This window comes from Isosphaeraceae bacterium EP7 (assembly GCA_038400315.1).
Classification (GTDB): domain Bacteria; phylum Planctomycetota; class Planctomycetia; order Isosphaerales; family Isosphaeraceae; genus EP7.
The window spans coordinates 5,366,888-5,392,143 of sequence record CP151667.1 but is presented as its reverse complement, the minus strand read 5'-3'; the positions used below and the strand labels follow the sequence as shown (position 1 = coordinate 5,392,143).

Annotated in this window: 21 protein-coding genes; 13 read left to right on the top strand and 8 right to left on the bottom strand. The window is 65.1% G+C overall.

From position 1 onward, the window contains the following. Positions 1-10 precede the first annotated feature (10 nt). The 3 genes from EP7_RS20980 to EP7_RS20970 all read right to left on the bottom strand — a co-directional run bounded on the left by EP7_RS20980 (position 11) and on the right by EP7_RS20970 (position 2,646). Positions 11-766 (bottom strand): hypothetical protein, encoded by a 756-nt coding sequence (locus tag EP7_RS20980; RefSeq protein WP_463524099.1) that lies wholly within the window; start codon positions 764-766, stop codon positions 11-13. A gap of 104 nt (positions 767-870) precedes the next feature. Next, a complete protein-coding gene (locus EP7_RS20975) occupies positions 871-1,326 on the bottom strand; it encodes a hypothetical protein (RefSeq protein ID WP_463524098.1) in 456 nt (151 codons plus the stop codon). A 90-nt stretch (positions 1,327-1,416) separates the two neighbouring features. Next, a complete protein-coding gene (locus EP7_RS20970) occupies positions 1,417-2,646 on the bottom strand; it encodes a DNA polymerase Y family protein (RefSeq protein WP_463524097.1) in 1,230 nt (409 codons plus the stop codon). 689 nt (positions 2,647-3,335) lie between these two features. On the opposite strand from EP7_RS20970, the gene EP7_RS20965 reads away from it, so the two are divergent. Continuing rightward, the gene (locus EP7_RS20965; RefSeq protein ID WP_463524096.1) at positions 3,336-3,656 is read left to right on the top strand and encodes a hypothetical protein; all 321 of its coding nucleotides are present in this window, start codon (positions 3,336-3,338) and stop codon (positions 3,654-3,656) included. 123 nt (positions 3,657-3,779) lie between these two features. Here EP7_RS20965 and EP7_RS20960 read toward each other — a convergent pair whose 3' ends face one another. Beyond that, entirely contained in the window at positions 3,780-4,793 is a 1,014-nt protein-coding gene (locus EP7_RS20960; protein WP_463524095.1) for a DUF1573 domain-containing protein, read from the bottom strand. Between the two features lie 469 nt (positions 4,794-5,262). Here EP7_RS20960 and EP7_RS20955 point away from each other — a divergent pair, with 469 nt between their 5' ends. Both EP7_RS20955 and EP7_RS20950 read left to right on the top strand, forming a co-directional pair. Further along, the gene (locus tag EP7_RS20955) at positions 5,263-5,754 is read left to right on the top strand and encodes an STAS domain-containing protein (protein WP_463524094.1); all 492 of its coding nucleotides are present in this window, start codon (positions 5,263-5,265) and stop codon (positions 5,752-5,754) included. Between the two features lie 45 nt (positions 5,755-5,799). After that, complete coding sequence (locus EP7_RS20950) at positions 5,800-6,156, top strand: STAS domain-containing protein (protein ID WP_463524093.1); 357 nt, start codon at positions 5,800-5,802, stop codon at positions 6,154-6,156. Positions 6,157-6,200: 44 nt separating this feature from the next. On the opposite strand, the gene EP7_RS20945 is transcribed toward EP7_RS20950, so the two are convergent. Continuing rightward, positions 6,201-7,556, bottom strand: coding sequence for an MATE family efflux transporter (locus EP7_RS20945; RefSeq protein ID WP_463524092.1), 1,356 nt, complete (start codon positions 7,554-7,556; stop codon positions 6,201-6,203). Positions 7,557-7,767: 211 nt separating this feature from the next. Here EP7_RS20945 and folD point away from each other — a divergent pair, with 211 nt between their 5' ends. Both folD and EP7_RS20935 read left to right on the top strand, forming a co-directional pair. Then, the gene (gene folD, locus EP7_RS20940) at positions 7,768-8,664 is read left to right on the top strand and encodes a bifunctional methylenetetrahydrofolate dehydrogenase/methenyltetrahydrofolate cyclohydrolase FolD (RefSeq protein ID WP_463524091.1); all 897 of its coding nucleotides are present in this window, start codon (positions 7,768-7,770) and stop codon (positions 8,662-8,664) included. Continuing rightward, on the top strand, positions 8,661-9,488 hold the full coding sequence (locus EP7_RS20935) for a sugar phosphate isomerase/epimerase family protein (protein ID WP_463524090.1): 828 nt from the start codon (positions 8,661-8,663) through the stop codon (positions 9,486-9,488). The genes folD and EP7_RS20935 overlap by 4 nt, the downstream gene beginning before the upstream one ends. Before the next feature lie 39 nt (positions 9,489-9,527). On the opposite strand, the gene EP7_RS20930 is transcribed toward EP7_RS20935, so the two are convergent. Further along, on the bottom strand, positions 9,528-10,166 hold the full coding sequence (locus EP7_RS20930; RefSeq protein ID WP_463524089.1) for an MIP/aquaporin family protein: 639 nt from the start codon (positions 10,164-10,166) through the stop codon (positions 9,528-9,530). Positions 10,167-10,476: 310 nt separating this feature from the next. On the opposite strand from EP7_RS20930, the gene EP7_RS20925 reads away from it, so the two are divergent. Beyond that, complete coding sequence (locus EP7_RS20925) at positions 10,477-12,939, top strand: DNA gyrase/topoisomerase IV subunit A (RefSeq protein ID WP_463524088.1); 2,463 nt, start codon at positions 10,477-10,479, stop codon at positions 12,937-12,939. 75 nt (positions 12,940-13,014) lie between these two features. Further along, entirely contained in the window at positions 13,015-14,937 is a 1,923-nt protein-coding gene (locus tag EP7_RS20920) for a DNA gyrase/topoisomerase IV subunit B (RefSeq protein WP_463524087.1), read from the top strand. A gap of 7 nt (positions 14,938-14,944) precedes the next feature. Here the strand turns inward: EP7_RS20920 and EP7_RS20915 are convergent, their stop codons facing one another. Next, complete coding sequence (locus EP7_RS20915; RefSeq protein WP_463524086.1) at positions 14,945-15,883, bottom strand: MDR/zinc-dependent alcohol dehydrogenase-like family protein; 939 nt, start codon at positions 15,881-15,883, stop codon at positions 14,945-14,947. Positions 15,884-16,646: 763 nt separating this feature from the next. On the opposite strand from EP7_RS20915, the gene EP7_RS20910 reads away from it, so the two are divergent. The 6 genes from EP7_RS20910 to EP7_RS20885 all read left to right on the top strand — a co-directional run bounded on the left by EP7_RS20910 (position 16,647) and on the right by EP7_RS20885 (position 23,264). Beyond that, positions 16,647-17,621: an acyl-CoA desaturase gene (locus EP7_RS20910; RefSeq protein ID WP_463524085.1), complete on the top strand. Its 975-nt coding sequence runs from the start codon at positions 16,647-16,649 to the stop codon at positions 17,619-17,621. Between the two features lie 190 nt (positions 17,622-17,811). Next, positions 17,812-18,678, top strand: a complete 867-nt coding sequence (locus EP7_RS20905) for a dihydroorotate dehydrogenase electron transfer subunit (protein WP_463524084.1) — start codon at positions 17,812-17,814, stop codon at positions 18,676-18,678. A 1,051-nt stretch (positions 18,679-19,729) separates the two neighbouring features. Continuing rightward, on the top strand, positions 19,730-20,044 hold the full coding sequence (locus tag EP7_RS20900; protein WP_463524083.1) for a hypothetical protein: 315 nt from the start codon (positions 19,730-19,732) through the stop codon (positions 20,042-20,044). Between the two features lie 391 nt (positions 20,045-20,435). After that, positions 20,436-21,812: a sulfatase-like hydrolase/transferase gene (locus EP7_RS20895; protein WP_463524082.1), complete on the top strand. Its 1,377-nt coding sequence runs from the start codon at positions 20,436-20,438 to the stop codon at positions 21,810-21,812. A gap of 110 nt (positions 21,813-21,922) precedes the next feature. After that, a complete protein-coding gene (locus EP7_RS20890; protein ID WP_463524081.1) occupies positions 21,923-22,783 on the top strand; it encodes a dienelactone hydrolase family protein in 861 nt (286 codons plus the stop codon). A 67-nt stretch (positions 22,784-22,850) separates the two neighbouring features. After that, a complete protein-coding gene (locus EP7_RS20885; protein ID WP_463524080.1) occupies positions 22,851-23,264 on the top strand; it encodes an acyl-CoA thioesterase in 414 nt (137 codons plus the stop codon). On the opposite strand, the gene EP7_RS20880 is transcribed toward EP7_RS20885, so the two are convergent. Next, a complete protein-coding gene (locus tag EP7_RS20880; protein WP_463524079.1) occupies positions 23,251-25,140 on the bottom strand; it encodes a sulfatase in 1,890 nt (629 codons plus the stop codon). The two genes, EP7_RS20885 and EP7_RS20880, sit on opposite strands and share 14 nt — an antisense overlap. Positions 25,141-25,256: the final 116 nt, after the last annotated feature.

The window sequence follows — 25,256 nt, the reverse complement described above, 5'->3', positions numbered from 1 at the left end:
GGCGCCGGTTTCAGCGCGACGCGGCGCGGTCTGCTAGGGTCAGCTTTGGCGTGATCAGGACATCCAGTCCGATGGAGGTGGTCCGGATCTCCCAGTCGTCTCGGCTCCAGCCGACGATGATCCCCGAGGCTTCCAGGCGGTCGAACATCTGCTCGACCGACGCGGGGACGCGATCTTCGTACTCGGTGACCAGGTCGAGCTTGCGGCCCACCACGCTGAGTAGCCCGCGGATGCTCGAGGCGCCCTTCTCGGCAAAGCGCCGCTGCCCCTCGGGCGAGGCGGGGTCGGGCCCTTCAAACGACAGCGAGAGCGAGCGGAGCAGGCGGCCGAACTGGCTGAACCAGGTGTCTCCGAAGCCGAAATACTCGCGGTGGATGATGCGGATCTCGCCGTTGCGGACGATCGCGGCCTGATAGACGGCCTCCAGGTCGTTCTCGCCGTAGTCGACCTGGAAGGCGATGTTCACCGCCTTGGCCAGGTGCTGCAAGGCCGCGCGGAGGCCAACCTTGGCGGGGTCGACCACGAGGCCCATGTCGCGCAGACCCCCCGCCTTGCGGGCGGTGACCGTGCCGGTGCCGGCGTCGGGCGCGACGGCGATGCCGAGTCCTAGCTCTCCCGAGCCGCCGGGCGCGGCGATGACCGGCGGCGTGGGGGTCAGAATGGGCGGGCGCTTCTGGGGCGCCTGCGCGGGCCGCCCCTGCGGTTGCTGCGGCGGACCCTGGCGTGAGGGGTCGGGCTTCTTGGTGGGGGGCTGTCCCGGCGGCATGTCAGGGCGCTCCGGACGTTCTTGGGCTGGCTCGATCCTCGACCGCAAGACCAGGTGAGGACTGTAGCATCCGCGGGCGGCCTTCGGAACGGCGCCGCCCCGCTTCAGATCTGCTCCTGGATCAGGACGGGCATGCGGTCGGATCGGGTCATCACCTGGTAGTAGTGGCTCGCCGGCTCGCAGATGACATAGGCCACCGCGAAGCCGCGCTCATCCGGCACCAGCAGCCCGCGCACCCCCTGGCGGACGCGATACCAGACCCCGCGCTCCATGGCCAGCGACGCCGGGATGTCGACCGGCACCGCGCCTGAGTTGCGCCAGCCCCCCTCCTCGATCGTCGACAGCCAGGTCCAGCCCGTCCGCGGCAGAGCCCGGCTCTGGCCCCGGCCGTTGCCCCAGCGCACCACTTGCAGCCGGCCGTCTCGCCAGACCGGGATGCGGGGGATCCGGTCGCGATAATGAAAGCGGATCTCCGGCTCGCCTCCGCGGTCGTGGACGCGGCGCTCTAGGCCGTGTCGCCCGATCAGATCCCTGGGCAATTCGCTCCATGCTAGAGACACGCCTACGCACATCGGTTTGAGTCTGGCCCAAGCCCTCCGGCCGTCCCCTTGCTGCAACCGAGAACCTGAGCACGCGAGACCGAGTCGGATTCAGAAGCAACTCTTGCCGCGAATGTCGCAGATGTCATAGCCGTTGGCCGAGTCTCCGTAGATCGGGGCCAGCGGTAGCGTGGCGGCGCTGCGGACGAGGAATCGGCCATGGTGACTGTTGATCTCGCGCTTCACGCGGGCCAGTACCTCGGCCTGCACCGAAGGGGGATCGAACAGCCCCAGCGGGGCGCCGTCGCGGGGGCCCAGCCGCTCGGCGATCAGCTGCATCCGCTCGGCGCGGGCCCGGGGCCGCCAGGCCTTGCGCAGGCAGGGGCGCGCGGCGTCCAGCAGCAGGTCGAAGCGGTCCGTCGGCAGCGCCAGATTCGCCTGGCCCAGCCCGGACGTCCCGTCCTTGTACGACACCCAGACCGACAGGCGGCCGGCGATGACTCCGTGGTAATGCAGCTCCTCGATCAGCCGCTCAGTGTTACGCACCAGCCAGGCATAGAGCACCACCGGGTCATCGGTCGCCTCGCCGAAGCTTCCCCCACGCGACAGCGCCTTGTGGCGGGGGCGTTGCGGCAGGATCGGCCGTACCGGGTCGCCGTTCAGCTCCCACCAGAGCGCCTCGCCCGAGGCCGTCAGCAGTTCGCGGATCAAAGTCCGGTCGGCCCGCGCCAGGTCCAGGCAGGTGCGGATGCCCCAGTGCCCCAGCCGTGCGGCGCGGCGACCCGCGATGCCGGTGATCTCGGTGACCGGGTTCTCCGCCAGCAGCTCCTCCTCCGCCTCGCGCTCCAGGGTCGCGATGGCGCCGAACGGCTTGACTGTGTCGGAGATCAGCTTGGCCAGCGTCCTCGATCGCGCGATGCCCACCGACACCGGCACGCCGATCTGCTCGTTAATCCGGTCGCGGATCACGACGGCCGTCTCCTGCAGCGTCTTGCCAGGCAGGGGGACCGCCTGGAAGAAGAACTCGTCAATCGAGTAGTACTCGACCCGGGGCGAGAACTCGCGCATGACGTCGAGCATCAGGCGGCTGAGCACCTCGTACCAGCGGAAGTCGCGCTTGACGTAAATCCCCTCGGGGCACTTCACCAGCGCCTCCCAGATCGGCTCGCCAGTTTTCACCCCCGCCGCCTTCATCTCGTAGCTCTTGGCGATGACGCACGCACCCTGGTTGCCCAGCACCCCCACCGCCTTCTCCTTCAGGAAGCCGTCGCGAACCCGCTCTGCCGACACGTAGAAGCAGTCGGCATCCAGGTGTCCAACGGCTTGCGGGTTTGCGCTCATGGACGGGAGTCTATTCTGAACGAAGGAACACGTCAAGAACGTGCGTTCAGTGCTGAGGGCTTGGCCCTGCGGATTCGCGCCTGGAAGACCTGCCTGGGCCGTGCCTTTTTCAGCGGCACGAGACGCACGCCCGGCGCACCCGGATTCCAGGGTGGGACTCGGGCAGAATTTCCTCGCGGGTTCTTGGGCACCTGGACAAATGGGAGGTGAAACACGGGTGTCTTGATGGAATGGATGCAAGCGAGACGGCAAGGATTCCGGAATTAATGACTCAAGTCGTTTTATTGTATTGATTTAGATCCAATAAAATTGGTAATTTCTCGCGGAATGAAAGGCGGCGATCGTCACGTCAAAGAGTCTCCAGATGCCCAGGAATGCGAAGGGCTTGCAATCGACGAAATCGGGAAAAATCCCGCAAACCACGGGCGTGCCGGTTGGCGCTCGGCGGGTTGGCCCCTACAATCCGTGCTCGTGTGTGCCCCGACTGCCGTGGATTCATGGCGGGAGGGGTGCCCGGAAACAACGAGCTTCAGGGCGATGGGCCCCTCAGAGCCGCCGGGAAACCGCGGCCGCGAAGGGACCGATCGGGATCATGCTCGTCCTTGCCAGTTGCAGGGACGCACCAACCGCCGCGGGCGTCCGCAGGCGGTTTGAATCCGACGCCCGCATCTTGAGAAAGGTTCGATTCCATGCAGCACCTGATCTTGCTGACCGCGATGGCAGTCACCGGCGGCCTCCACGGCCATAAGAAGGCCGCCTGTGCCCCCGCCCCGGCCCCGGTGGTTTGCGCCGCCCCGGCCCCGGTTGTGGTTTCGGCCCCTTGCCCCAAGCCGGTCAAGGTCAAGCACCACAAGGTGAAGGTCGCCAAGGTCAAGCACCGCAAGGCCAAGTGCGAGCCGGTTGTTTACGCCGCCGCGCCGGTCGCTTGCGACACCCCGGCCGTGTACCCCACGTCCCAGTCCGCCCCCGTCTACGCCACCCCGGTTGCCCCGAGCAAGCAGGGCTTCTGATCCGTCGCCCGCCATCGGCTTGCCGATGACGGGCCGGACTTTGAAACGAACGAGCCCCGCGCCGATCTCGATCGGCGCGGGGCTCGTTTCATTGCATCGACGAAGCGGGCTTGGCCCGGGGCGTCAGGGGGTGACGACGGCGTAGGCGGTCAACTTCGTCGGCGTCTCATCCTTCAGGTCGGTGCCAATCTCGAACCAGGCGGAGAACGGGCCGAGCTCGGCGGGGGCCTTGAAGCTGACGACCACGGTGTGCAGCGTCTTGGGCTTGTCGTCGGCGATTGCGGCCGTGACCGTGGTCAGCTCGGGGCGGGTCGACTTCAGGTCGGTCAGCTTGAATGGCTGCGACGACCGGACGATCAGCGTCTTCTTCACCTCGGTGCCCGGCTTGACCTGGCCCAGGTTGATCACCGAGGGCGAGACGACCACGCTCGACTGGACGTTGGCGACCACCGAGACCGGGATAGTCGGGCTCTTCGGGTCATTAGTATGCAGGGTGATCGCATCCTTGAAGAACCCGCCCGGGACGCTCGGGTTAAGCGTGGCCGAGAGCACATACTGCACCTGCCCGCCCGGCGAACGCCCCACTTCCTGAAGCTTGGCCGTGACGTGTGAGTCGATCGTCTCCATCTTGGTGATCGCCCAATCGGGCTGGCCGCCGGCATAAGTCAGGTTCAGGGCGACCATCGGCTTGGACGTCCGCGTGACGACGCCGAAGTCGACCAGGCCGGGGTTCAAAGTCAGGTCGCCCCGGATGAAGCAGGTCAAGTTCAGGTCGATATTCGCAAACGTCGGCTTGTCAATGACGAGGGTCAAACCCGAGGCCTTGTAGCCTTCGAATTTGGTGGTGTCGATGACCGCCTCGACGGTGGTCTGCGTGCCGGGGGGCACGTCCTGCGAGCCAACGCGGACCTCGGTGCAGCCGCATTTGGTCTGCCAGGTGGCGATGTGGATCGATTGGGGAGTCGTGTTGACCAGCTTGAAGGTGTGGCGCACCTTCGAGCCGCGGGCCACCGTGCCGAAGTCGAACGAACGCTGGGCGATGATCGTGCTGGCCCAGTCCGGGGCCTGTGCCGAGGCCGGAGCCGGGGCGAGCCCGAGCAAGCCGCAAGCGATCAGCCCGAAGGTGAAGCGACGCATGGGAATCTCCCCTGGCCGTGGGTCCGCCGATCGGCGTCCCTACGATCGTCCCGGCTTGTGTGAGCCTCCGCGAGCACGCCCCGGGACTCGGGATGTCTCCGGGAGTCCGACGAGTGCGTCTGCCGGTCGCCGCTGATCGGGCCAAGGTGTCGCGTCAAACCGCCCTCGGGATGCGCCGGAGGGCGGGGCGGACCGGGCCGCGCCCGAGTCGTCCATTGAAGGATCATACCACATCCGCGGCCGGGGCATGCGCCGGTTCCGTGATGCGGCAAGTCAGATGCGAGGGACGTCGGGTGCGTTGAGGCGTCGGCCCGTGCCCGTACCCTGGCAGGAGTCTGTCTTCCTTGGACACCCGATGGATGTTAGGATGTTCTGTTCGGCGGACGTGTCGGTTGTCGAGCGACGAGGAACGACTGCTGGGCCACGCCGGTTTGAAACGTCCGATCCAGGTGAGGTCGCCACCGCCATCATGCTGAAACCGAGAGTCGAGGTCGCGACCGAACACGGGGTCATGGTCGCCGAGTTCTGGGATTGCCTCAGGCTCGATCCGGCCCCCGTCAAAGACCTTCGGGCCAAATACGAGGCGCATCTGAAGTCGGGCGGCCTTCCCGTTCTTGTCGTCGACCTCAACGGCATCACCTTCGCCGGATCCTCGTCGCTGGGTGGGTTCCTCGCACTTCATAAAGTGGCGAAAGGGGCCGGGGGCCGGCTCATCTTCTGCAACGTCGACGCCAACGTCTTCGAAGTGTTCCGGGTGAGCAAGCTCGACCCCTTCTTCACCTTCGTGCCCGACGTGGCCGCGGCCCGGGCCATCGCCGAGGCGGCGGGGAAGCCGGCCGGGCACTCGGAGCAAACGCCTATGTCCAGTCTGAATGATGCGGCGGGCCAGGCGGATCGGAAGCCACCCGCAGGCGACGCCAATGCCTCCCTGCGTCGGGGTCGCCGTAAACCTTTAGACTGAATGGATGAAGTCCCCCTTCTCGAGCCATTCCGGAGCCTGAGCGACATGCCGACGACAACCCGAGTCACGGCCCTCGACTTCGATGGTGTGACGGTCATCCGCTTCCTGGAGCCGCGGCTCTTCGACGAGCGCATCGTCCGCGAGGTCGGCGAGCAGATTCACGCGGCGATTCCCGCCGAAGGGCCGCCCGTGCGTCTGGTCCTCGACTTCTCAGGCGTCGAGCTGATCAGCAGCTCATTCCTGGGCAAGCTCGTGCTGCTCCAACGTCGGGTCGAGGGGGCAGGCGGAAAGTTCCGCCTCTGCGAGATGACCCCGACGGTGCAGGGTGTCTTCCGCACGTCCAATCTCGACCGCCTCTTCGGGGTCGACCGCGACCTCCGCGAGGCAATGGAACACGTCTGAACACGCAAGACCCAGCCCGCCCCGCCTTCTCCGGATGAATCCGGTCAGACGCGCACCCGCTTCCACCCCCCCTGGAGGAATCGGGCCGTCACGATGGCGCTCCGGACCCAGAGGTCGAGTAACATCGCGTACCAGGCTCCCGCCAGGCCCAGGCCCATTCCGCCCGAGCTCTCGGGCAGGGTGAACAGATAAGTCAGCGGGATTCTGACGAATAGGCAGCCGAGGATGACGACGAGCCAGGGCCAGCGCGTGTCGCCCGCCCCTCGTAAGGCCCCGTTCAGCACATTCAGAGTCGCGAGCGCGGGCATGGCGAAGACCACGATCCGCAGCACGGTCACCCCCTCACGCGTCACCTCCGACTGCCGACCCCCAAGGAAGAGGTCGAACAAATTGGGCGCCTGCCAGTAGAGGAAGACCCCCATCGCCGAGAGGGTCGTGACGCCCGCGAACCATGACAAACGCACGGCTCGTGCCGCGAGATCGGGACGGCCCGCCCCGAGCGACTGTCCCGTGAGGGTGCTGGCTGCGACGGCGAACGCGGAGATGGTGAGGAAGGCCATCGCCTCGCAGCGGATCGCCACCCCGTGGGCCGCCGTGGCGGTCGGACCCAGTCGGTTGATCAGGCCGACGAACCAGAGCTGACAGCCCACGCTCGTCAGGCTCTCGCCGGCCGCGGGTAGGCTGATCCGCAGCAGACGACGCGTGGATTCGAGGCGTGGGATCATTCCGGATGTCGTCAGGCTGAGGCCCGAACGGCCCGCGGCCAGGACAGCCAGGATGATCAGGCCCCCGATCGACTCGCTGATCGCTGTGCCCGCAGCGATCCCGGCGAATCCGAGCGCCGGCAGGGGGCCGAACCCACCGATCAGGCCCCAGCTCAGGCCGATGTTCAGCACGTCGACCAGGACCATCACCCACATTCCGGTCCGCGTGTCGCCCGCGCCTCGCAGGCAGGCCAGGCCCGCCGACGTGCAGGCGATGAGAGGGGCCGACAGGAGCACGATCCGTAGGAACAGGGCGGCCCGCTCGGCCGTCTCGCCCTCTAGATTCATCGCGTCGATGACCGTCGTCGAGCCGCCGATGCCGACGATCAAGACCATCAGACCGACGATGAGCGACATCCCCACCGCCTGCCTCGCAATCGAATTGGCCCCCGACCAGTCACCCCCGCCGACCATCCGGGCCACCAACGCCGTGGCGCCGACGGAGACGATCGACATCACGGCGCTCACGACCCAGATCAGGTAACTCGATACGGTCACCGCGGCTAGGTGGCTCTCCGAGAACATTCGCCCGGTGAGCACCGTGTCCGAAAGCCCCACAAAGTAGAGGGAGACTTGCTCGACGAGCACAGGACCGGCGAGCCGGAAAATCCGCCAGCCGATCGGTTGTTCCTTCAAAGGCATGGGCTCGTGATTTCGGGCGGACTTTGCCTCTGAATTGCTCGGGGCGGGTGTCGGCACGTCACTCAACTCCCGAACCGGTTCGAGGTCAACGGACTGATCACCGCGAGACATTGGCCTCGACGCCGATTATCATAGGCGGTCGCACGCGGTCGTCGAATCCCCGGCCGCGACTCACCCTGTCCAATGCCTCGCGGAGATGCTTTACGTGCCGGCCCGCATCATCGACGGAAAGGCGGTCGCGCAGCGCGTCCGCGACGAGGTCGCTCGCGGTGTCGCCCAGCTCAAGGCCGACTCCGGGATTGTGCCGGGGCTCACCGTGGTCCTGGTCGGCGAGGATCCGGCGAGCAAGGTCTACGTCAAGAGCAAGCATTCCGCATGTGCTGCCGCCGGGATGAGTGGCGAGATCATCCGTCTTGCCGCCGACTCCCCCGAGTCCCTCGTCCTCGACACCATCGACCGACTCAACGCCGATCCGTCGGTCCACGGAATTCTGGTCCAGCTTCCGCTGCCGAAGCACATCGACGACCGACGGGTCATCGAGCGAATCGACCCGTTGAAGGATGTCGACGGCTTCCATCCGGTTAACGCCGGCCTGCTCGCCATTGGCACCCCTCGATTCGTCCCGTGCACCCCCCTGGGCGTCCGCGAACTGCTCATCGAGCTGGGCATCGAGACCCGAGGTGCCCACGCCGTGGTTCTCGGCCGGTCGCAGATCGTCGGTAAGTCGATGGCCCTGCTGCTCTTGCAGAAAGGACCCGGGGGCGATGCCACGGTGACCGTTTGCCATACGGCGACCAGGGATGTCCCCGAGTTCACCCGACGGGCCGACATTCTCGTTGCCGCAGTGGGACGGCCGGAGCAGGTCAAAGGGGACTGGATCAAGCCGGGGGCGGTCGTCATCGACGTCGGAATTCATAAGAAGGCCGACGGTAAGCTTTGCGGCGACGTGGACTTCAAAGAGGCCTCAGAAGTCGCCTCCTGGATCAGCCCCGTCCCCGGCGGCGTCGGACCGATGACGGTGGCCATGCTGCTTCGAAACACGCTCGATGCCGCCAGGCTCAGCGTGCCCGCTTCTACACGAGACAAAGAGGCCCCTCGATGATCCAGTTCGGGATCTGCAACGAGCTGTTCGACGGCTGGAACTTCCCCGATATCTGCAGGACGATCAAGCGGCTTGGCTATCACGGAATCGAGATTGCTCCGTTCACCCTCGCCCCGCGAATCACCGACCTGAAGCCCGGCCGGCGGCGTGACCTCAAGTCGATTGTCGAGGATTGGGGGCTCCAGACCATCGGCCTGCACTGGCTTCTCGCCAAGACCGAAGGATTCTACCTGACTAGCCCCGACGAGGAGACACGGCAGAAGACCGCTGATTACTTCCTCGCGCTGGCCGAGGCGACCCGCGACCTGGGCGGCTCGATCATGGTCCTGGGTTCGCCCAAACAGCGTGACTTGCTCCCGGGTGTGACCCGCGAAGAGGCGAATAAGTACGCCGTCGACGTCTTCCGATCGATCATGCCCACGGTCGGCGACCTCGGTGTCGACCTCTGCCTGGAACCGCTGGCCCCCGACGACACAAACTTCCTCAACACCTGCGACGAGGCCGAGGCGATAATCGCCGCGGTCGGCCATCCCAACTTCAAGCTGCACATGGACGTGAAGGCCCAGAGCGCCGAGGAGGGCCAGACGGTCCCCGACTTGATCCGCCGCCATGCCGCGGGCGCCGGCCACTTCCACGCTCAGGACACCAATCTGAGAGGGCCCGGGATGGGCCGAGTTGACTTCGGCCCGATCATGAAATCCCTGGTCGAATCGGGTTACGACCGCTGGGTCTCGGTCGAGGTCTTCGACTACAGCCCAGGGGCCGTCGAGACGGCGAAGCAGAGCATCGAATGCCTGACTCGAGCCCTGGATGAGGCCCGCTGACCGACACTCGGCCGGCCAGCGGAACTTCCGAGATTTCGGTCAGGCGAGCGGGGCAAGGTCGTCTTCGTAAAGGAAGCGGAAGAGCAGGGCGGCGACGAGGCCGCCGAGGAAATCGGCGACGAGATAAATCCAGATCGCCGAGATCGCCTTGATCTTCATCAGGACCAGGCCGACGGCAACCGCCGGATTGAACGCACCGCCCGAGATTCCGCCGACGGCGAACGCCCCGGCGAGAACCGTGAAGCCGATGGCCAGGCCGTAGTAGGAATTGCCCGCGGTCGCCTTGGTGGTGGCCGTGGTCAGGACGACGAAGCAGAGCGCGAAGGTGAAGAGGAACTCGACGATCAACGACGGAACGACCGGAATCTCGGCCGGAGTGGTTGTCGAGGCGGGCTTCAGGTAGAGCACCAGGAACGAGGCCGCGGCGGCCCCCAGGACCTGCGCGATCATGTAGACCGGCGCATCGGCGACCGGGCATCGGCCGCGGAGCGTTGCCGCCAGGGTCACGGCCGGATTAAAGTGCCCGCCGGAGTAGTGCCCCCCCATGTAGACCATGACCATCAAGACCGAGCCGATCGCTAGCGGGGCGAGATCCCCGGCACCGGGGGCGATGACAGTCATCCCGACCGTAAACACGAGAAAGAATGTTCCGATCAGTTCGACGAGAGCTTTTTTCAATGGTGGGTCTCCCTATGCGGTTTGGCGGGTTGCAATTTCGCCCGGCGCAGCGCGCCCAGGACCGGAGATGATCGCCGAAGTGGTGTTGCCATTCCAGCATTGATGAGGGATTTAGCCCGATTCTCGGGATCGAAACCCGGAGAATCCCGCGGCGAACTCCGTCGGAGTCGACGGAATTTCACAACGGAATTTTTGTACAGGTCACTTCATTGTCTGGACGCCGCGTCCGATGTTAGGGTATTGAGGGACCGGCCGATTTGGGGCGGGTACCCCGCACGGTATGGACGCTAGTTGAAGGATCGCGGCAGTTATGGCCAAGCGGACAAGGCGACAGGGTGGTGGCGGGATGGGCGTGGGCGAGCCGAAGCCCAAGCCCATCGTCGAGGATGTTTCGCTCGCCGAGGCGACTCGCTCGCGCTACCTCAATTACGCGCTGAGCGTCATCACGTCGAGAGCCCTGCCCGACGTCCGCGACGGACTCAAGCCGGTGCAGCGGCGCATCTTGTACGCCATGGCCACCGACCTGCGGATCACCTCCGACGGCCGCTACATGAAGTCGGCCGCGGTCGTCGGCGAGGTGATGAAGAGCTATCACCCCCACGGGGACCAGTCGATCTACGACGCCCTCGTCCGCATGGCCCAGTCCTTCAGCCTGCGCTACCCCCTGGTCGAGGGGTACGGCAACTTCGGGTCGATCGACGGCGACCCGCCCGCGGCGATGCGGTACACCGAATGCCGCCTGATGCCGATTGCCGAGGAACTGCTCGAGGAATTGCGTGATCGGACCGTCGATCTCAGGCCAAACTACGCGTCGACGACCGAAGAGCCCGAGGTCCTGCCGGCCCAGTTCCCCAACCTTCTGCTCAACGGGGCGACGGGCATTGCGGTGGGGATGGCGACGAACATCCCGCCGCACAACCTGAAAGAGCTCTGCAAGGCGCTCGACGTCCTGATGACCGACCGCGAAACCCCACTCGAAATCCTCACCCAGCACATCCCAGGCCCGGACTTCCCCACCGGCGGGGTCATCCTTAACTCCGCCGACGAGCTCCGATCGATCTACGCGACTGGCCAGGGTTCGATCAAGCTGCGGGGGACCTACGAGCCCGATGGAGATCGCGCGAATACTCTGATCATCACGTCGATCCCGTACAGCGTCGAGAAGGACGCCTTGGTCTTGCGCATCGGTGAGCTGATCGGCAAAGGTCAGGTTCCGCAGCTCACAAACGTTAAGGATCTGAGCACCGAGGACATCCGGATCCAGCTCGAGCTGCGGCCCGGGGCCAACGCCGAGGCCGCGCTGGCGTATCTGTTCAAGAACACGCCGCTCCAGACGAACTTCAACGTCAACATGACCTGCCTGCTGCCGTCGGCCGGGGCCGAGGTCGCAGTGCCCGAGCGGCTCGACTTGCGCGGAATGCTGCTGCATTTCCTCGATTTCAGGCTGGAGATCGTCACCCGCAGGCTGACGAACGAGCTGAACAACCTGCTCCGACGGATCCACATTCTCGAAGGCTTCGAGATCGTCTTCGACCACCTCGACGAGGCAATCCGGATCATCCGGGCGAGCGACGGCAAGCCCGACGCCGCGCCCAAGCTGATCGACCGCTTCGGCCTGAGCGACCTGCAGGCCGACGCGATCCTGGAGACGAAGCTCTACCGCCTGGGAAAGCTCGAGATCCAGGAGATCCGCGACGAGCTGAAAGCCCGCCGGGACCGCGCCGCCGAGATCCAGCGGCTTCTGGCCGACGAGCCGGCGCGCTGGCAGATCATCCGCGTCGAGCTGCGAGAGATCTCCAGGGCCTACGGCGACGAACGACGGACGACGCTCTCCGGCCCGCCACCGGTGGTCGAGTTCCGCGAGGAAGATTACATCGTCGACGACGACTCCTGGGTCATCGTCACCCGCGACGGCTGGTTCAAGCGCCAGAAGTCGTTCGCCGATGTGCCGTCGATCCGGGTCCGCGAGGAAGACCGGGTCGGCTGGGTCTATCGCGCCCGTGCCCGCCAGACGATCACGTTCTTCACCGATCGGGGCGTGGCCTACACGATGCGGGTCAACGACATTCCGCAGACGACCGGTCACGGCGAGCCGATCCGGACCGTCTTCGCCTTCGAGGACAACGAGCACATTGTCGGCGTCGCCTGCCACGATCCCAGGTGCCTGCCCAGGGTCTCCAGCACCGCAGTCACCCCGACCAGCCCCGTGCAGAAGCTCCTCGGCGGTGAGCTGTCGAAGGTCAACGGCGAGGGGACAAACGGCCATGCTCCCGACGTCCCGCCGCCCCCCTACGCGGTGGCGATGACGGCAGGCGGCAAGGTCCTGCGATGCTCGCTCGCGGCCCATTCCACGGTCTCGACCCGTAAGGGCAGGTCGGTCATTCGGCTCGACGCGACGAGGCCCGATGACCTGGTCGTGGGCGTCGAGTGCTCCGACGGCACCGAGAACATTTGCCTGGCGACCCGGTCGGCACGGGTTCTCATCTTCCACGTCCAGGAAGTCAACGTGGTCTCGGGCACCGCCAAAGGGGTCGGGGCGATCAAGCTCGACGCCGACGACAAGGTGCTCGGTTTCACGCTGGCCGACCGGAAACGCGAAGGATTGCAGGTCCGGACGAGCCGAGGGGCGATCCAGTTCGTCCGGGCGACCAAGTATCCGGTCACCTCCCGAGGCGGCAAGGGCTACGGCGTCCTCCAGCGCGGCACGCTCGACGCGGTCGTCCACGAGGACGCCAAGCCGATCCCGCCCGTCGAGGACGTGATGGATCTTTGATCGAAGTTGACGTGCCGTTGCTGGCCAATCGGGCCATTCGATGAGGTTGGCCCGAAGTGGCTGAAAGGAAGAGCGATGTCCTCGGGAGCCTATACCGCCGATTCGATCACCGTACTGGAGGGCCTCGAGGCCGTCAGACGCCGCCCCGGCATGTACATCGGTGGGACCGAGAAGACGGGCCTCCACCACCTGCTCTGGGAGATCGTCGACAACTCCGTGGACGAGGTCATGAACGGCCACGCCACCCGGATCTCGGTGACCCTGGCAGCCGACGGTAAGTCTCTGACGGTCGTCGACAATGGCCGAGGGATCCCCGTCGACGCCCACTCCAAGACGGGCATCAGCGCCCTGGAAACGGTCTTCACCACCCTGCACGCCGGCGGTAAGTTCGACAACGACGCCTACAAGGTGGCCGGCGGCTTGCACGGGGTCGGGGCCAGCGTGGTCAATGCGCTGAGCAGCCACCTGGAGGTCCAGGTCCGACGCGACGGATTCGTGTTCACCCAGCACTTCCGCAAGGGGAAGGTGCAGGGGCCGGTGCAGAAGGGGGAGCCGGCGCGCGGGACGGGAACCTCCGTCACGTTCACGCCCGACCCCGAAATCTTCAGGGACGTCCATTACGACGCGTCGCTGATCGCCGAGCGGCTCGAGGTCAAAACCTTCCTGAACAAGGGTCTGGTGATCCAGTTCCAGGACCTCAAGGCGGGGACGTCGACCGAGTACCGGCACGACGGGGGCGTGGTCGACTTCTTGGCGGCCATGAACGAGAGCCGCGCCGACCAGCGCGTCGCGGCCTTGCCGTTCGTCCTGGAACGAGAAGAAGTGGCCGATGGAATCCGCTGCCACGTCGCCCTGGCCTGGACCGAGTCGACCGACGAGGCGGTCAAGTCGTTCGTCAACACGATCCCCACCGTCGACGGCGGCACCCACGAGCAGGGGCTTGGCCAGGCGGTGCGCGCGGCGGTCCAGAAGTTCATGGCGGCCCACGACCTGGTGAAGAAGGGGACCGAGATCAAGGGGGAGGACATCCGCGAGGGGCTGACGGCGATCCTCTCCATCTTCGTCCACGAGCCTCAGTTCCAGGGTCAGACCAAGGGGCGGCTGAATAATCCCGAGGTTAAAGGACTGGTCGAGTCGTTGATCCGACCTCGGCTGGAAGACTTCCTGCTGAAGAACAAGTCGGTCGGCGACGCGGTGGCGATGCGCGTCATCCAGGCGGCCAAGGCCCGCGAGGCCAGCCGCGCCGCGGCCTCGCAGGTCCGCCGCAAGACGGCGATCTCGACTCGATTGAACCTGCCGGGCAAGCTCCACGACTGCGACAGCACGAACCCCGAGGAGTCCGAGCTGTTCATCGTCGAGGGTGACTCGGCCGGCGGTTCGGCCAAGCAGGGGCGAGACCGCGATGTGCAGGCGATCTTGCCCCTCAAAGGAAAGGTGCTCAACGTCGAGCAGGCGGGCCGGGCCAAGATGCTGGACAACAAGGAGCTGACCGACCTCGTCAGCGCCCTCGGCTGCGGGATGGACGACCAGTACGACGCCAGCCGACTGCGGTACGGCAAGGTGATCCTGCTCACCGACGCCGACAGCGACGGGCACCACATCGCCACCCTTCTGATGACCTTCTTCTACCGGCATCTGCCGAATCTGCTGGCCGAAGGGCGGCTCTTCCTGGCCTGCCCCCCGCTGTACAAGATCAGCTGGGGACAGGAGACCTTCTGGGCGGCCGACGATGCCAGCCGCGACCGTGCGATCGCCAAGCTGCCGGCGAACGCGAAGCCCAATATCACTCGGTTCAAAGGCCTGGGCGAGATGCCGGCGTCGCTTCTGTTCGAAACCACGCTCGACCCGGCCAGGCGGCGGCTGCTGAGAGTGACCGTGCCCGACGCCGACCGCCCGTTCACCGACCGGACGGTCTCCGACCTGATGGGTAAAGAGGCCGAGCCCCGGTTCAAGTTCATCATGGCCGAGGCCTACACCGCCAAGGACATCGACATCTGAGGTCCGGCTAGAGAACGGAGAGGATCACTTTGCGGGCCCCGTTCCGGCTCGCGACACGGAAGGCCTCCTCGACGTCGTCCAGACGATATTCGGCCTCGATCAGCGGGCGAACGTCAACTTCGCCCGCTGCCAGTGCGGCGATGGCCCTTGAGAAGGGCCCACAGCGGGATCCGACGATCCGGACCTCGTCGACCACGGCCGGCGCGAGGTTCAAGGAATGTTCGCCGGCCACCGTCGTCTTCAGGACCACGGTTCCGCATGGCCGGACCAGCTTAAGGGCACCCGCCAGGCCCGTAGGCGAGCCGGTGCAGTCGACCACGACGTCGAAGGTATGGGCTAGCGTCTCGGCCTCTTCGAGGGTGTGCACGGCGATGCCGGGCCCGGCCAGCGCGAGCTTCGCCGGGTGCTTGCCGATCAGTTCGACTTGGGCACCCGTCAGGCGAGTGGCCCAGGCGCAGAGCAGGCCGAGCTTGCCGTCTCCGAGGATCGCCACCCTCACGGACGGATCCAGGTCGACCTGCTCGGCGATGCGAAATGCGGCGGCGAGCGGCTCGATGAAGACGGCCAGGTCATCGGACACATGGTCGGGGATCGGGTGCAGATTACGCCCGGGCACGCAGACGAGATCGGCCATGGCCCCGTCGTGCCCGAGAATCCCGAGCACCGTGCGATTGGGGCAGTGACCCGGCCGTCCGGCCAGGCAGGTGGGACAACTGTGGCATGCGTTGTTGATCTCGGCCGTGACGCGTCGGCCGTCCTCGGTCTCGGCCACGAATTCATGGCCGAGGATCCCCCGGAACCCCATGTATCCGCGGGCGAGCTGAATGTCCGTGTCGCAGATCCCGACACGCCTGACCTTGAGGCGGACCTCCCCGGCGGCGGGGACCGGTTCGGGCAGATCGGTTCGGAGCCGGATGGACCTCCCGTCACAGAAACATCCACGCATGAATTTTATCTCTTGCAAGTTGGGATTTGCCGAGCCCCAAAATTGCGACCCGCGGAAATCTCGGCGAGCCGGTGGGATGTCGGCAAGAATGCAACCGCGTGACGATCCTCGAGCGGGTCGCGCCGTGAAGTATAAAGGGGAATTTTTGGAAGTTCCAAGTTTGATCGGGTTTGTCCCGTCCTTTCGCCTGAGTCGAGTCAATTCCTCGAGGACGGTTTAATTTGTTCGTTTTTGAGCGGAAATGAATCGAAATGCTCAGCGCGAAGAGTTGGATCGTTGAGTTCGAGGCGATTTGAAAGTTTACCCGGCTCGATGATCGATGGGAGAAATTGTTCCAGGGAACTTCTGACTGGTCTGAAAGATCAGTGGGACTTGCTGGATCATTTCCCGACGTCAGTGAACTTCTGTGGCTCTGTGGGCCAAAGCCATCGACGATTTGATGTAACCCTCCGTTTTCTTTTGTCAAATTTGCAGAAAAAATTTCGCTGATGGCGGAACAGGACGTGGCGAGCGGGGTTGCGTGGACGGGGATGGGCCGCCAAAATGCTGGGGCCAAGCGATTTCGTTCGTCGGTCGTGTCCTTATACGGTTGGAGCGGCGTGTCGATCGCCCCTCGTCCGGGTCATCCCGGAGGTTGGGTCTGGTCCCGGCGACGAATGTGAGCCCGCTTCGCGGCGCGACTCGGCTCGGGGAAGTAGCCCCCGAGAGTCGGTCCACCGCCCTGATCGCGCCCCCTGCCTTTTCGAACCATCGAAGGATCAGCATGTCGACACAGACCGTTAGCCGGCCGGAGTCGAGCGGAGTCGCCTGGGGCCCTCTGATCTGGATCGCGGCGTTACATATTGGCGCCTTGCTCGCGTTCAATCCGGCGTATTTCTCCTGGAACGCCCTGCTCGTCTGCCTCTTCCTGCACTGGCTCAGTGGCGGCATCGGGATCTGCATGACGTACCACCGGCTGCTGACGCACCGGAGCTTCGCCACCAGGCCCAAGTGGCTCGAATATGTGCTGGTGATCATCGGCACGACCGCCTCGGAAGGCGGCCCGATCGCCTGGGTGTCCGACCACCGCAGGCACCACGCCTTTTCCGATGAAGAGAACGACGTCCACAGCCCCAACCCGCGTGGTTTCGGCTGGGCCCACATGATCTGGTTCATGTTGCCCGACGCCGACGCCGCGCATTCGCCCGAGTACTTCAACCGCTGGGCTCCCGACCTGTACCGCGACCCGGTCCTGCGCTGGATCGAGAAGTGGAACATCCTGTTCCCGATCGCGCTGGCTGGTGCGCTCTTCGCAATCGGCGGGATGCCCTACCTGGTTTGGGGCTTTTTTGTCCGGACCATCCTGGTGCAGCACGCCACCTGGCTGGTGAACTCGGCCACGCACGTCTGGGGCTACCGCAGCTACGAGACCCGCGACAAGTCGACGAATCTCTGGTGGGTCGCCCTGATCACCTACGGCGAAGGCTGGCACAACAACCACCACGCCTTCCAGACCTCGGCCGCCCACGGCCTGGCCTGGTGGGAGATCGACACCACCTACATCGCCATCCGGGCGATGCAGATGGTTGGCCTGGCAAAATCGGTCAAGTACGCCAAGGTGACCCCCAAATCAGAATTGAATGAGCCCGCCCCGCTCGACGCCGTGAGGCTCGCCGCGGAGTCGAAGCCCAAGGCCAAGGGCCTACGCAAAAGTCATACGGACGGCGAGCCCGAACTTGTCGGCGCGACCAATAACTGATCGATCCTCGCGGGACGAGACGAGATCATCCGACGACGGGCCGATCGCGCCAGCCAAGGCTGCCGCGATCGGCCCGTTTCGCATTGTCGGGGGGCGACGGCCTGGTCAGAATGGCCAGTCCCGTGGGCCTCGGGCCAGTGGTCGCTGGGCGTCGAGATTCGGATTCAGTCGAGGTCGGGAGATCAAGGACGTGGCGGCAGAACTCGTTGCGTCTCAGGCCACCCGCGTCATGGCGACCGTCGTCGAGAATGTCGCCGTTGCGCGGGATACCTATCGGATCCGACTCGAAGTTCCGGTGCTGGCTCGGGCGATCCAGCCCGGCCAGTTCGTGATGATCCGGCCGAACGGATCGACCGATCCGTTGCTCGGAAGACCGTTTGCGCTCTACGACGTGGTCGAGGATGCGAGCGGAGAGCCCTGGGCGATCGACGTCGTCTATCTCGTTGTGGGTCGGGGGACTTCGGCGCTGGCCATGCGAAGGTCCGGCGACCAAGTGCTCGTCTGGGGGCCGCTGGGCAATGGGTTCGGGCCACCCAAGGCGGGCGGGCATGCGGTGTTCGTCGCGGGCGGTATCGGTCAGACGCCGTTCCTGGCCCTGGGCAAGTGGTGGCTGGGCCGGCAGGCCTATGCCGGTCGTACTTACCAAGGCAATACCGCCTCGACGTCGGCCACGCTGCTTTATGGGGCCCGGGATGCCGGCCTGCTCGCTGGCCTCGCTGACTTTGCCACCGGTGGCCTGGAGGTCGAGGTCGCGACCGACGACGGATCGGCCGGAACTCGCGGATACGTGACCGACTTGTTGGCGAAACGGTTGGAGGCGGGCTCGAAGCCGGCCAAGGTGATCGGCTGCGGCCCGGCCCCGATGCTGTCGGCGCTCTCGAAAATCGCGATTCGACACGATCTGGACTGCGACTTATCTCTCGAGAACAGCATGGCCTGCGGCTTCGGAGCCTGTTTCAGTTGCGTGACGCCGATCCGCCAGCCCGACGGCTCGACCGACCTGCGGCGCGTCTGCCTGGAAGGGCCGATCTTCGCGTGCAAGGACGTGGTGATCTAAATTTTCGAGCCGTGGTCCCTCCATCAGGCAAGCTCATCGTCGACGAACGATTTTGTTTCCCAGCCATAGAGGGCGTATTCGCCTCACGCGGCATGTCGGCCCAGTGACGAACGGCTTCGATTGCCTGATCCCAGATGATGGGTGCCGTCTCCCGAAGGTGTCGGGGGGCGGTTGGGGCCTGGTTGTACAGAATGAGACAGTCAACCTCTCGGATTGGGTCGAGGACGACTTCAAAGTTAGGGTCTTTGATGACGGGAAGTCGGTCGTCGATGACCTGTCGGGCGACCTCGCGCCCATTCTTTTCGATGACGCTCAACAGCGATGTCGGGGAGACTTCTGACCAGACAAGCCCGCAAATTTATGCAGGCATGGACCATTGGATCCGTGAGCTCGACCGGCAGGAAACTTTGGAAGGAAAATCGGGTCTTGGAAGGAATGAAGTTCGAGGCCGGTGTTTGCTCTTGAGCGGTGAGATGGCCCAGGGTCGTTCGAATCGATTTGCAGTGAGGGCAGGGATCCAGGCCCATCTTTACCTCCACCGATCGCAGGGCGAGGCCAGGGTTACACGCTGACGCGAGAGCCGAACACCGTTCGGGTGAACTCGTCCCTTCCAGTTGAAGATTCGAAACCGGCTACTTTGGATCGAAGTCCTAAAGCCATTTCGCGCAACCGTGAATCGATTGTCTCCCAGTCCGCTCGCGACCTGGACCGAGCATGCGCAAGGAAATCGCCAGGTTCACGGGAAATCTACGCCGTCTTCGTCAAAGGGAACAATGGCCCCGGGTAATGTTGGCCTGGTATCGGTTCAAGCACGCAAAGAGATGCCTGAAGCAAATCTAGAGGCGACACAATTCAAATCTCGATAATTACGATCGAGATTGTGAATAAAGGGGTTGATTTTCTGCCAATCGAAGCCAAAGATGCGTTGGCCTCGACATGGCGAGGGTGGTTTTGTTTCGGGTTGCACGACTTCGTGGTTCGAGGTCGTGGTGATGGTCGGTCGGGCGGACGTAGTCCAATCCTGCGGCTTGCGGATAGGGATGACGATGCCATGAAGAGCTTTCTGGCGGCGGGTGACGTGCTGATCAATCCTTCGCTCCTGGCCTATGCGGTCGTCGAGACCGATTCGGACGGTCCCCAGCTCCGGCTCGGGTTCTCGGGCCAGGCGGGAGATGCGCGTTGCGAGGTCAGGCTGACGGGCCTCGAGGCCCGCTCGGTCTTGCGTTGGCTCCGGGTCAACTCCGAATTCCTCGACGCGGGCTCGCCGACTCGGCGGCTCGATCGGCTGACGGGCCTGGTCGCCCGCGAGACCGTGGACTCCGCCGCAGGTTGTCGGCCGGCGTTTGCCGTGAGCCAGGCGAATTGATCGTCCCCTTCCGCTGAACATTGCGGATTCTCGCGGGTGCTTGTGCCCGCCTCGCGTCTTGCGGGCGGCAGCTTGCCACGAGATCTGCGTTTGAACTCGAGCGAGCCGCACCTTGTTTCTTCGTGGAGTGCGACGCGTCCACGCCGGCGGGGGGGTTGGCATGTGCTGGAAGTCCAGACCATGTCCCGAGATCGACCCCCTCGTTCCGACGGCCGTCAACAGGATGTTGCCGATCGGCGGGGTCCGACGGAGTTCGCGGCAAGCTCGACGGAGGAGCGGGGTGTGGCCCGTCGGTCATTCTTTCGACAGTGCGACCGGCCTCACCCCGAGACTTGCATACTTCTGCGGAACTTCGGGCATCTCATTCAGGATGGCCGATTGGGAGGCTTTGATGTTGATTGGCGGCGGACTGAAGCGATTGATTTCGGGGCTAGTCATCGGGCTGGGTGTCGCGTCAGGCGAGGTGCATGCGGCGAAGACGCCTAACATCGTGCTGATCGTGGCGGATGACCTGGGATACTCCGACCTCGGATTCCAGGCGGGTCAGGAGATCCCGACGCCGCACATCGACGCGCTGGCCGCGGGGGGTGTCCGGTGCTCGAATGGCTATGTGACCGGTCCCTATTGCAGCCCGACGCGTGCGGGCTTGCTGACGGGCCGGTATCAGCAGCGATTCGGGCATGAGTTCAACCCGAGCGGGCCGACCTCCGGGCTGCCGACGTCCGAGGTGACCATCGCCGATCGCCTGACGAAAGCGGGCTATGCAACGGCCCTGATCGGCAAGTGGCATCTAGGCGGTGCGCCCAAGTTCCATCCGCTGAAGCGAGGCTTCGGCGAGTTCTACGGCTTCCTGGGCGGGGCCCACCCGTACCAGCCTGGCGAAGGGGCCCCGATCTTTCGCGGCGAAGAGGTCGTGAAAGAGACGGAATACCTGACCGACGCGATCGGGCGTGAGGCCGCCGCGTTCCTCGACCGCCAGGCGAGCGGCGAGAAGCCGTTCTTCCTGGAAATCACTTTCAACGCGGTTCACACGCCGATGCAGGCGACCGCCGAGCGCGAGGCGAAGTTCGCCTCGATCAGCAATCCGAGGCGGCGTGCCTACGCGGCGATGCTCTCGGCGATGGACGACGCGGTGGGCCGCGTGATGGCGAAGTTGCGGGAGAAGGGGCTCGAGGAGAACACCCTGGTCATCTTCTTCTCGGACAACGGCGGGCCGACGATGGGTGGCACGACGATCAACGGGTCGATCAATACGCCGTTACGCGGCTCGAAGCGGACGACCCTCGAAGGGGGCGTGAGGGTGCCCTTCGTCTGGAGCTGGAAGGGTGTCCTGCCGGCCGGTAAGGTCTATGACAAGCCGCTCGTCCAGCTTGATGTCTTGCCGACGGCGCTGGCCCTGGCCGGGGTCGAGGTCTCGCCCGATTGGAAGCTGGACGGCGTGGATGTTCTCCCGTTCCTGAAAGGTGACCGCGAAGGGACGCCACACGAGGTTCTTTTCTGGCGTCTCGGAGAGCAGACGGCGATCCGACGGGGGGACTGGAAGCTCGTGCGCTATGACCGGAACGTCGACGCAAGGGCGGGCGAGCCCGTGACAAAAGGGGCGCGGGCGGTCGTTACTGAGGCGAAGCTCTACAACTTGTCGGAAGACATCGGCGAAACCTTGGACCTGAGCGCCCAGCGGCCCGACCTGGTCAAGTCGCTGGATGCGGAATGGAAGGCCTGGAGCAACACCCTGGCCGAACCGCTCTGGGGGCCGGCGGGAGGTTGAACCCGTCGCGGGCTCGCCCGGGTCGATGAGGGTCGTTAGGATGGCTCCGGCCTTGGTTTCGACGGGGGGTCGTCGGCCGGGGCTGTCGGTGGGATCTGGAGGCACGACTGATGCACGACGAGATTCTCAGCTTGCTGCCCGGCCTGGAAGTTTCCAGGCGTGGATTCGTGATGACGGGCCTGGCGGCGGGGTTCGCCATGTCGGTGCAGCCCGTCTCGGCTCAGACCATCACGACGGATACCAACGGGATCGATGCGGGCGAAGTGAAGGTGCCCACCGCCGATGGCGAGATCCCCGCCTACCGGGCTTTGCCCGAGGGCGCCGGGCCGTTCCCCACGGTCCTAGTCATTCAGGAGATCTTCGGGGTCCACGAGCACATCAAGGATATCTGCCGACGCCTTGCCAAACTTGGTTACTTCGCCATTGCACCTGAGTTGTACGCCCGCCAGGGGGATGTCTCTCAGATCCAGGATTTCAAAGAGATCTTCGCCAAGGTCGTCTCGAAGGTCCCCGATGCCCAGGTGATGTCAGACCTGGACGCGGCGGTCGCCTACGCCAAGTCGACGGCCAAGGCGGACACAGAGCGGCTGGCGGCGACGGGATTCTGCTGGGGCGGGCGCATCGTCTGGCTCTACTCGGCACACAACCCGAAGCTGAAGGCGGGCGCCGCCTGGTACGGCCGGATCGTGGGCGAACCGACGGAACTTCAGCCGAAGCACCCCATCGACGTCGCCGACAAGATCGACGTGCCGGTCCTAGGTCTCTATGGCGCAGCCGACACGGGCATACCGGTCGCCACCGTGGAGAAGCTGCGAGAGGCCTTTAAGAAGGGCGAGAAGAAGTCGGAGATCATCGTCTACCCCGACACGCCTCATGCCTTCTATGCCGACTATCGGCCGAGCTACCGCAAGGGAGCGGCCGACGACGCCTGGGCGAAGATGCTCGCCTGGTTCAAGAAGAATGGCGTCTGAGTTCAGTCGGGACACCCCTGGCCGGCCCGCGCGACTGTCGCGCGGGCCGGCCCGCTGCGAGGCACGGATGGCAGACCCCGAAGTGTACGTGCACCCTATCGAGGTGCAGCCCGAGGATATCGACATCCAGGGACATGTGAACAACGTGGTCTACTTGCGTTATGCGCAGGATGCGGCCGTGGCGCACTGGATGACGGCGGTGCCGCCCGAGGTCCGCGAAGGGGTGGCCTGGTTCGTCAGGCGGCACGAGATCGACTACCTTAAGCCGGCCTACCCCGGCGACAACCTCGAAGCCCGGACCTGGATCGGCAAGGCCGGTGGGGCGACGATGGAGCGATTCATCGAGATCGGCAAGGTCGGGGGCGAGGTCCTTGCCCGGATGCGGAGCGTCTGGGTGGCCATCGACCCGAGCAGCGGCCGACCACGTCGAGTGCCCGAGTCGCTCAGGCCGCCGACGAGCGAGATGGTCAGCGACGATTGACGTCTGATCCGCCGAACTGTTCCAGGGTAACTCGGCCTCGTTCGAGCGCGGTCCGGTGGACCGCGTCGTCGACGAGGTTGACCTCCTCGTGGGGATCGACGGTGATGTCGTACAACTCCTCACGACCGTGGGCGTCGCGGATGTAGTGCAGACGATCGACGATGACCGAGGCGAGCGGCCCGCGCTGGGCGGGGGGGCGGTTGGGGTTCTTGGCGATCTTGGTCCGGACCATGCCTTCGCTGAAGATGGGCTCTTCCGGCTGGCCGGGTGAGATGGCGCCTGCATCCCAGAACCGGGCGAGGCTGCGGCCGGGGAACGGGGAGCCATCGGCGATCTTGAGGCGATCGACGACGGTCGCGGCGACGTCGCGTGTGCTGACCGGTTGGTCGACGTCGAGGTTCCTGGGCTGGACGCCGGGCCCCACGATGAGCAGGGGAACGTGGGTTTCCTGGCTGTAGACGCTATGGCCGTGGAGGAATAACCCATGCTCGCCGAACCCTTCTCCGTGGTCCGAGGTGACGACGATGAGGGTCTTCTCCATCAGCCCTCGCGTTTTCAGGTCGTCCAAGAGATGGCCGAGTTGCTCGTCGAGTGAGTGAATGCAGTCATCGTAGCGATCGCGGACGAGGTCGACCTGGCGGGGATTGAGGACTTTCTTGGGGGCAAGGTGCCAGGCCCGGACGAACTCCTCCTCTTCGGGGGATTCCGGGACGGCGCCGAAGTGCTTGCCGTCCTCGCGCTCCGCGCTATACGGGTCGTGCGCATCCATGTAATTGAGGAATGCGAAGAAGGGAGCACCTTTGGGGCGGGGCTTGTCGAGCCAACTCAGGAAAGAGTGATTGATGTGGGCGGCGTCCTTGGTCTCGAAGTGCGCGCCCGGGCGGGAGCCGTCGAGAGTGCAGACAGCCTTGATGATCCTGCGTCCGATGGCTGAGCAGCGGAGGGACTCATCGATCGAGACGACGACATTGGCCTCGTAGTAGTCTTCGTAATGGGCGAAGCCACGATTCAGGCCGAACCAGGAGTTGCAATAGTAGGTATTGGCGATGAAGCCGGCCGTGGCGTAGCCATGCGCGCCGAGATATTCGGCCATCGTGGGGAAGGTTGAGTCGAGGGGACGCTCGTCGGCGATCCTGAGCTCGCGGGGCCAGCGGCCCGTGAACAGGCTCGCGTGCGAGGGGTAGGTCCAGGGTGCGGCGGAGCGTGCCTCGTTGAAGGTGACCCCTTGCTCGGCCAACCTGGCGAGGTTGGGAGTCGTCTCGCGGTCGGCCCCGTGCAGGCTGAGGCGGTCCGCACGTACGGTGTCGAGCACCAAGAGCAGCACATTGGGGGCATCGGCCGAGGCCTGGGGCAAGGCGGCCAGCGCACGCTTTTCGGCCAGCGTGGTCCGGTGATAAGAGACGGCACCAAGGCCGGCGAAGATGAGGAAGAGTGCAGGCAGCGTGTAGCGGACAACCCTGGCAAAGCCGTCTGCGCGGCGTTCGATCATCGGAGCGACGCGGAAGGCGATGCCGAGCGTCAGCACCGCAACCGCGCCTGCGTGCAATCCGGCGACCAGGAGCAGCAGCGAGCCCAACGTGAGCGCGAGTAGCGTGCGGATCGAACCGATTCTTGCCGCGGCGGGCCAGCGGAACGAGGCCGCGAGGAAAGGGACGGTGACGACCAACGCGACGGCGAGGTGGGTGGCCGGGATCATCCAGATGAAATGGCGGTTCATCTGCAGCGCACCCAGCGTCGACGAGGTCGAGCTGACGTGCTGGATCGTCAGCGTGGTGACCTCGCCCAGGCCGGCAACTAGACCGAACCAGGCGGCACGGGCCAGGATGCGTGAGGCCTCGGCTCGGCACTCGGCCTTCGGCTCGGACACGGTCGTCATGCTCGTCTCGATCCCGGTGGGCCGGGCGTTGGCGCACTTGGAACGTCGCGCCGGATGACGCATCGCGGCTCGAAGCCGGGTGCGACGGAGTCCATCGGACTCTTCCCGGTTGGGTC

What these genes read in the sequence shown, in the direction of transcription:
- EP7_RS20910 (WP_463524085.1), top strand. Translation starts at nt 16,647, where the DNA reads ATGTCGACACAGACCGTTAGCCGGCCGGAGTCGAGCGGAGTCGCCTGG.
- EP7_RS20885 (WP_463524080.1), top strand. Translation starts at nt 22,851, where the DNA reads ATGGCAGACCCCGAAGTGTACGTGCACCCTATCGAGGTGCAGCCCGAG.
- EP7_RS20960 (WP_463524095.1), bottom strand. Translation starts at nt 4,793, where the DNA reads ATGCGTCGCTTCACCTTCGGGCTGATCGCTTGCGGCTTGCTCGGGCTC.
- EP7_RS20965 (WP_463524096.1), top strand. Translation starts at nt 3,336, where the DNA reads ATGCAGCACCTGATCTTGCTGACCGCGATGGCAGTCACCGGCGGCCTC.
- EP7_RS20950 (WP_463524093.1), top strand. Translation starts at nt 5,800, where the DNA reads ATGCCGACGACAACCCGAGTCACGGCCCTCGACTTCGATGGTGTGACG.
- EP7_RS20900 (WP_463524083.1), top strand. Translation starts at nt 19,730, where the DNA reads ATGAAGAGCTTTCTGGCGGCGGGTGACGTGCTGATCAATCCTTCGCTC.
- EP7_RS20895 (WP_463524082.1), top strand. Translation starts at nt 20,436, where the DNA reads ATGTTGATTGGCGGCGGACTGAAGCGATTGATTTCGGGGCTAGTCATC.
- EP7_RS20920 (WP_463524087.1), top strand. Translation starts at nt 13,015, where the DNA reads ATGTCCTCGGGAGCCTATACCGCCGATTCGATCACCGTACTGGAGGGC.
- EP7_RS20915 (WP_463524086.1), bottom strand. Translation starts at nt 15,883, where the DNA reads ATGCGTGGATGTTTCTGTGACGGGAGGTCCATCCGGCTCCGAACCGAT.
- EP7_RS20970 (WP_463524097.1), bottom strand. Translation starts at nt 2,646, where the DNA reads ATGAGCGCAAACCCGCAAGCCGTTGGACACCTGGATGCCGACTGCTTC.
- EP7_RS20980 (WP_463524099.1), bottom strand. Translation starts at nt 766, where the DNA reads ATGCCGCCGGGACAGCCCCCCACCAAGAAGCCCGACCCCTCACGCCAG.
- EP7_RS20890 (WP_463524081.1), top strand. Translation starts at nt 21,923, where the DNA reads ATGCACGACGAGATTCTCAGCTTGCTGCCCGGCCTGGAAGTTTCCAGG.
- EP7_RS20955 (WP_463524094.1), top strand. Translation starts at nt 5,263, where the DNA reads ATGCTGAAACCGAGAGTCGAGGTCGCGACCGAACACGGGGTCATGGTC.
- EP7_RS20935 (WP_463524090.1), top strand. Translation starts at nt 8,661, where the DNA reads ATGATCCAGTTCGGGATCTGCAACGAGCTGTTCGACGGCTGGAACTTC.
- EP7_RS20925 (WP_463524088.1), top strand. Translation starts at nt 10,477, where the DNA reads ATGGCCAAGCGGACAAGGCGACAGGGTGGTGGCGGGATGGGCGTGGGC.
- EP7_RS20880 (WP_463524079.1), bottom strand. Translation starts at nt 25,140, where the DNA reads ATGACGACCGTGTCCGAGCCGAAGGCCGAGTGCCGAGCCGAGGCCTCA.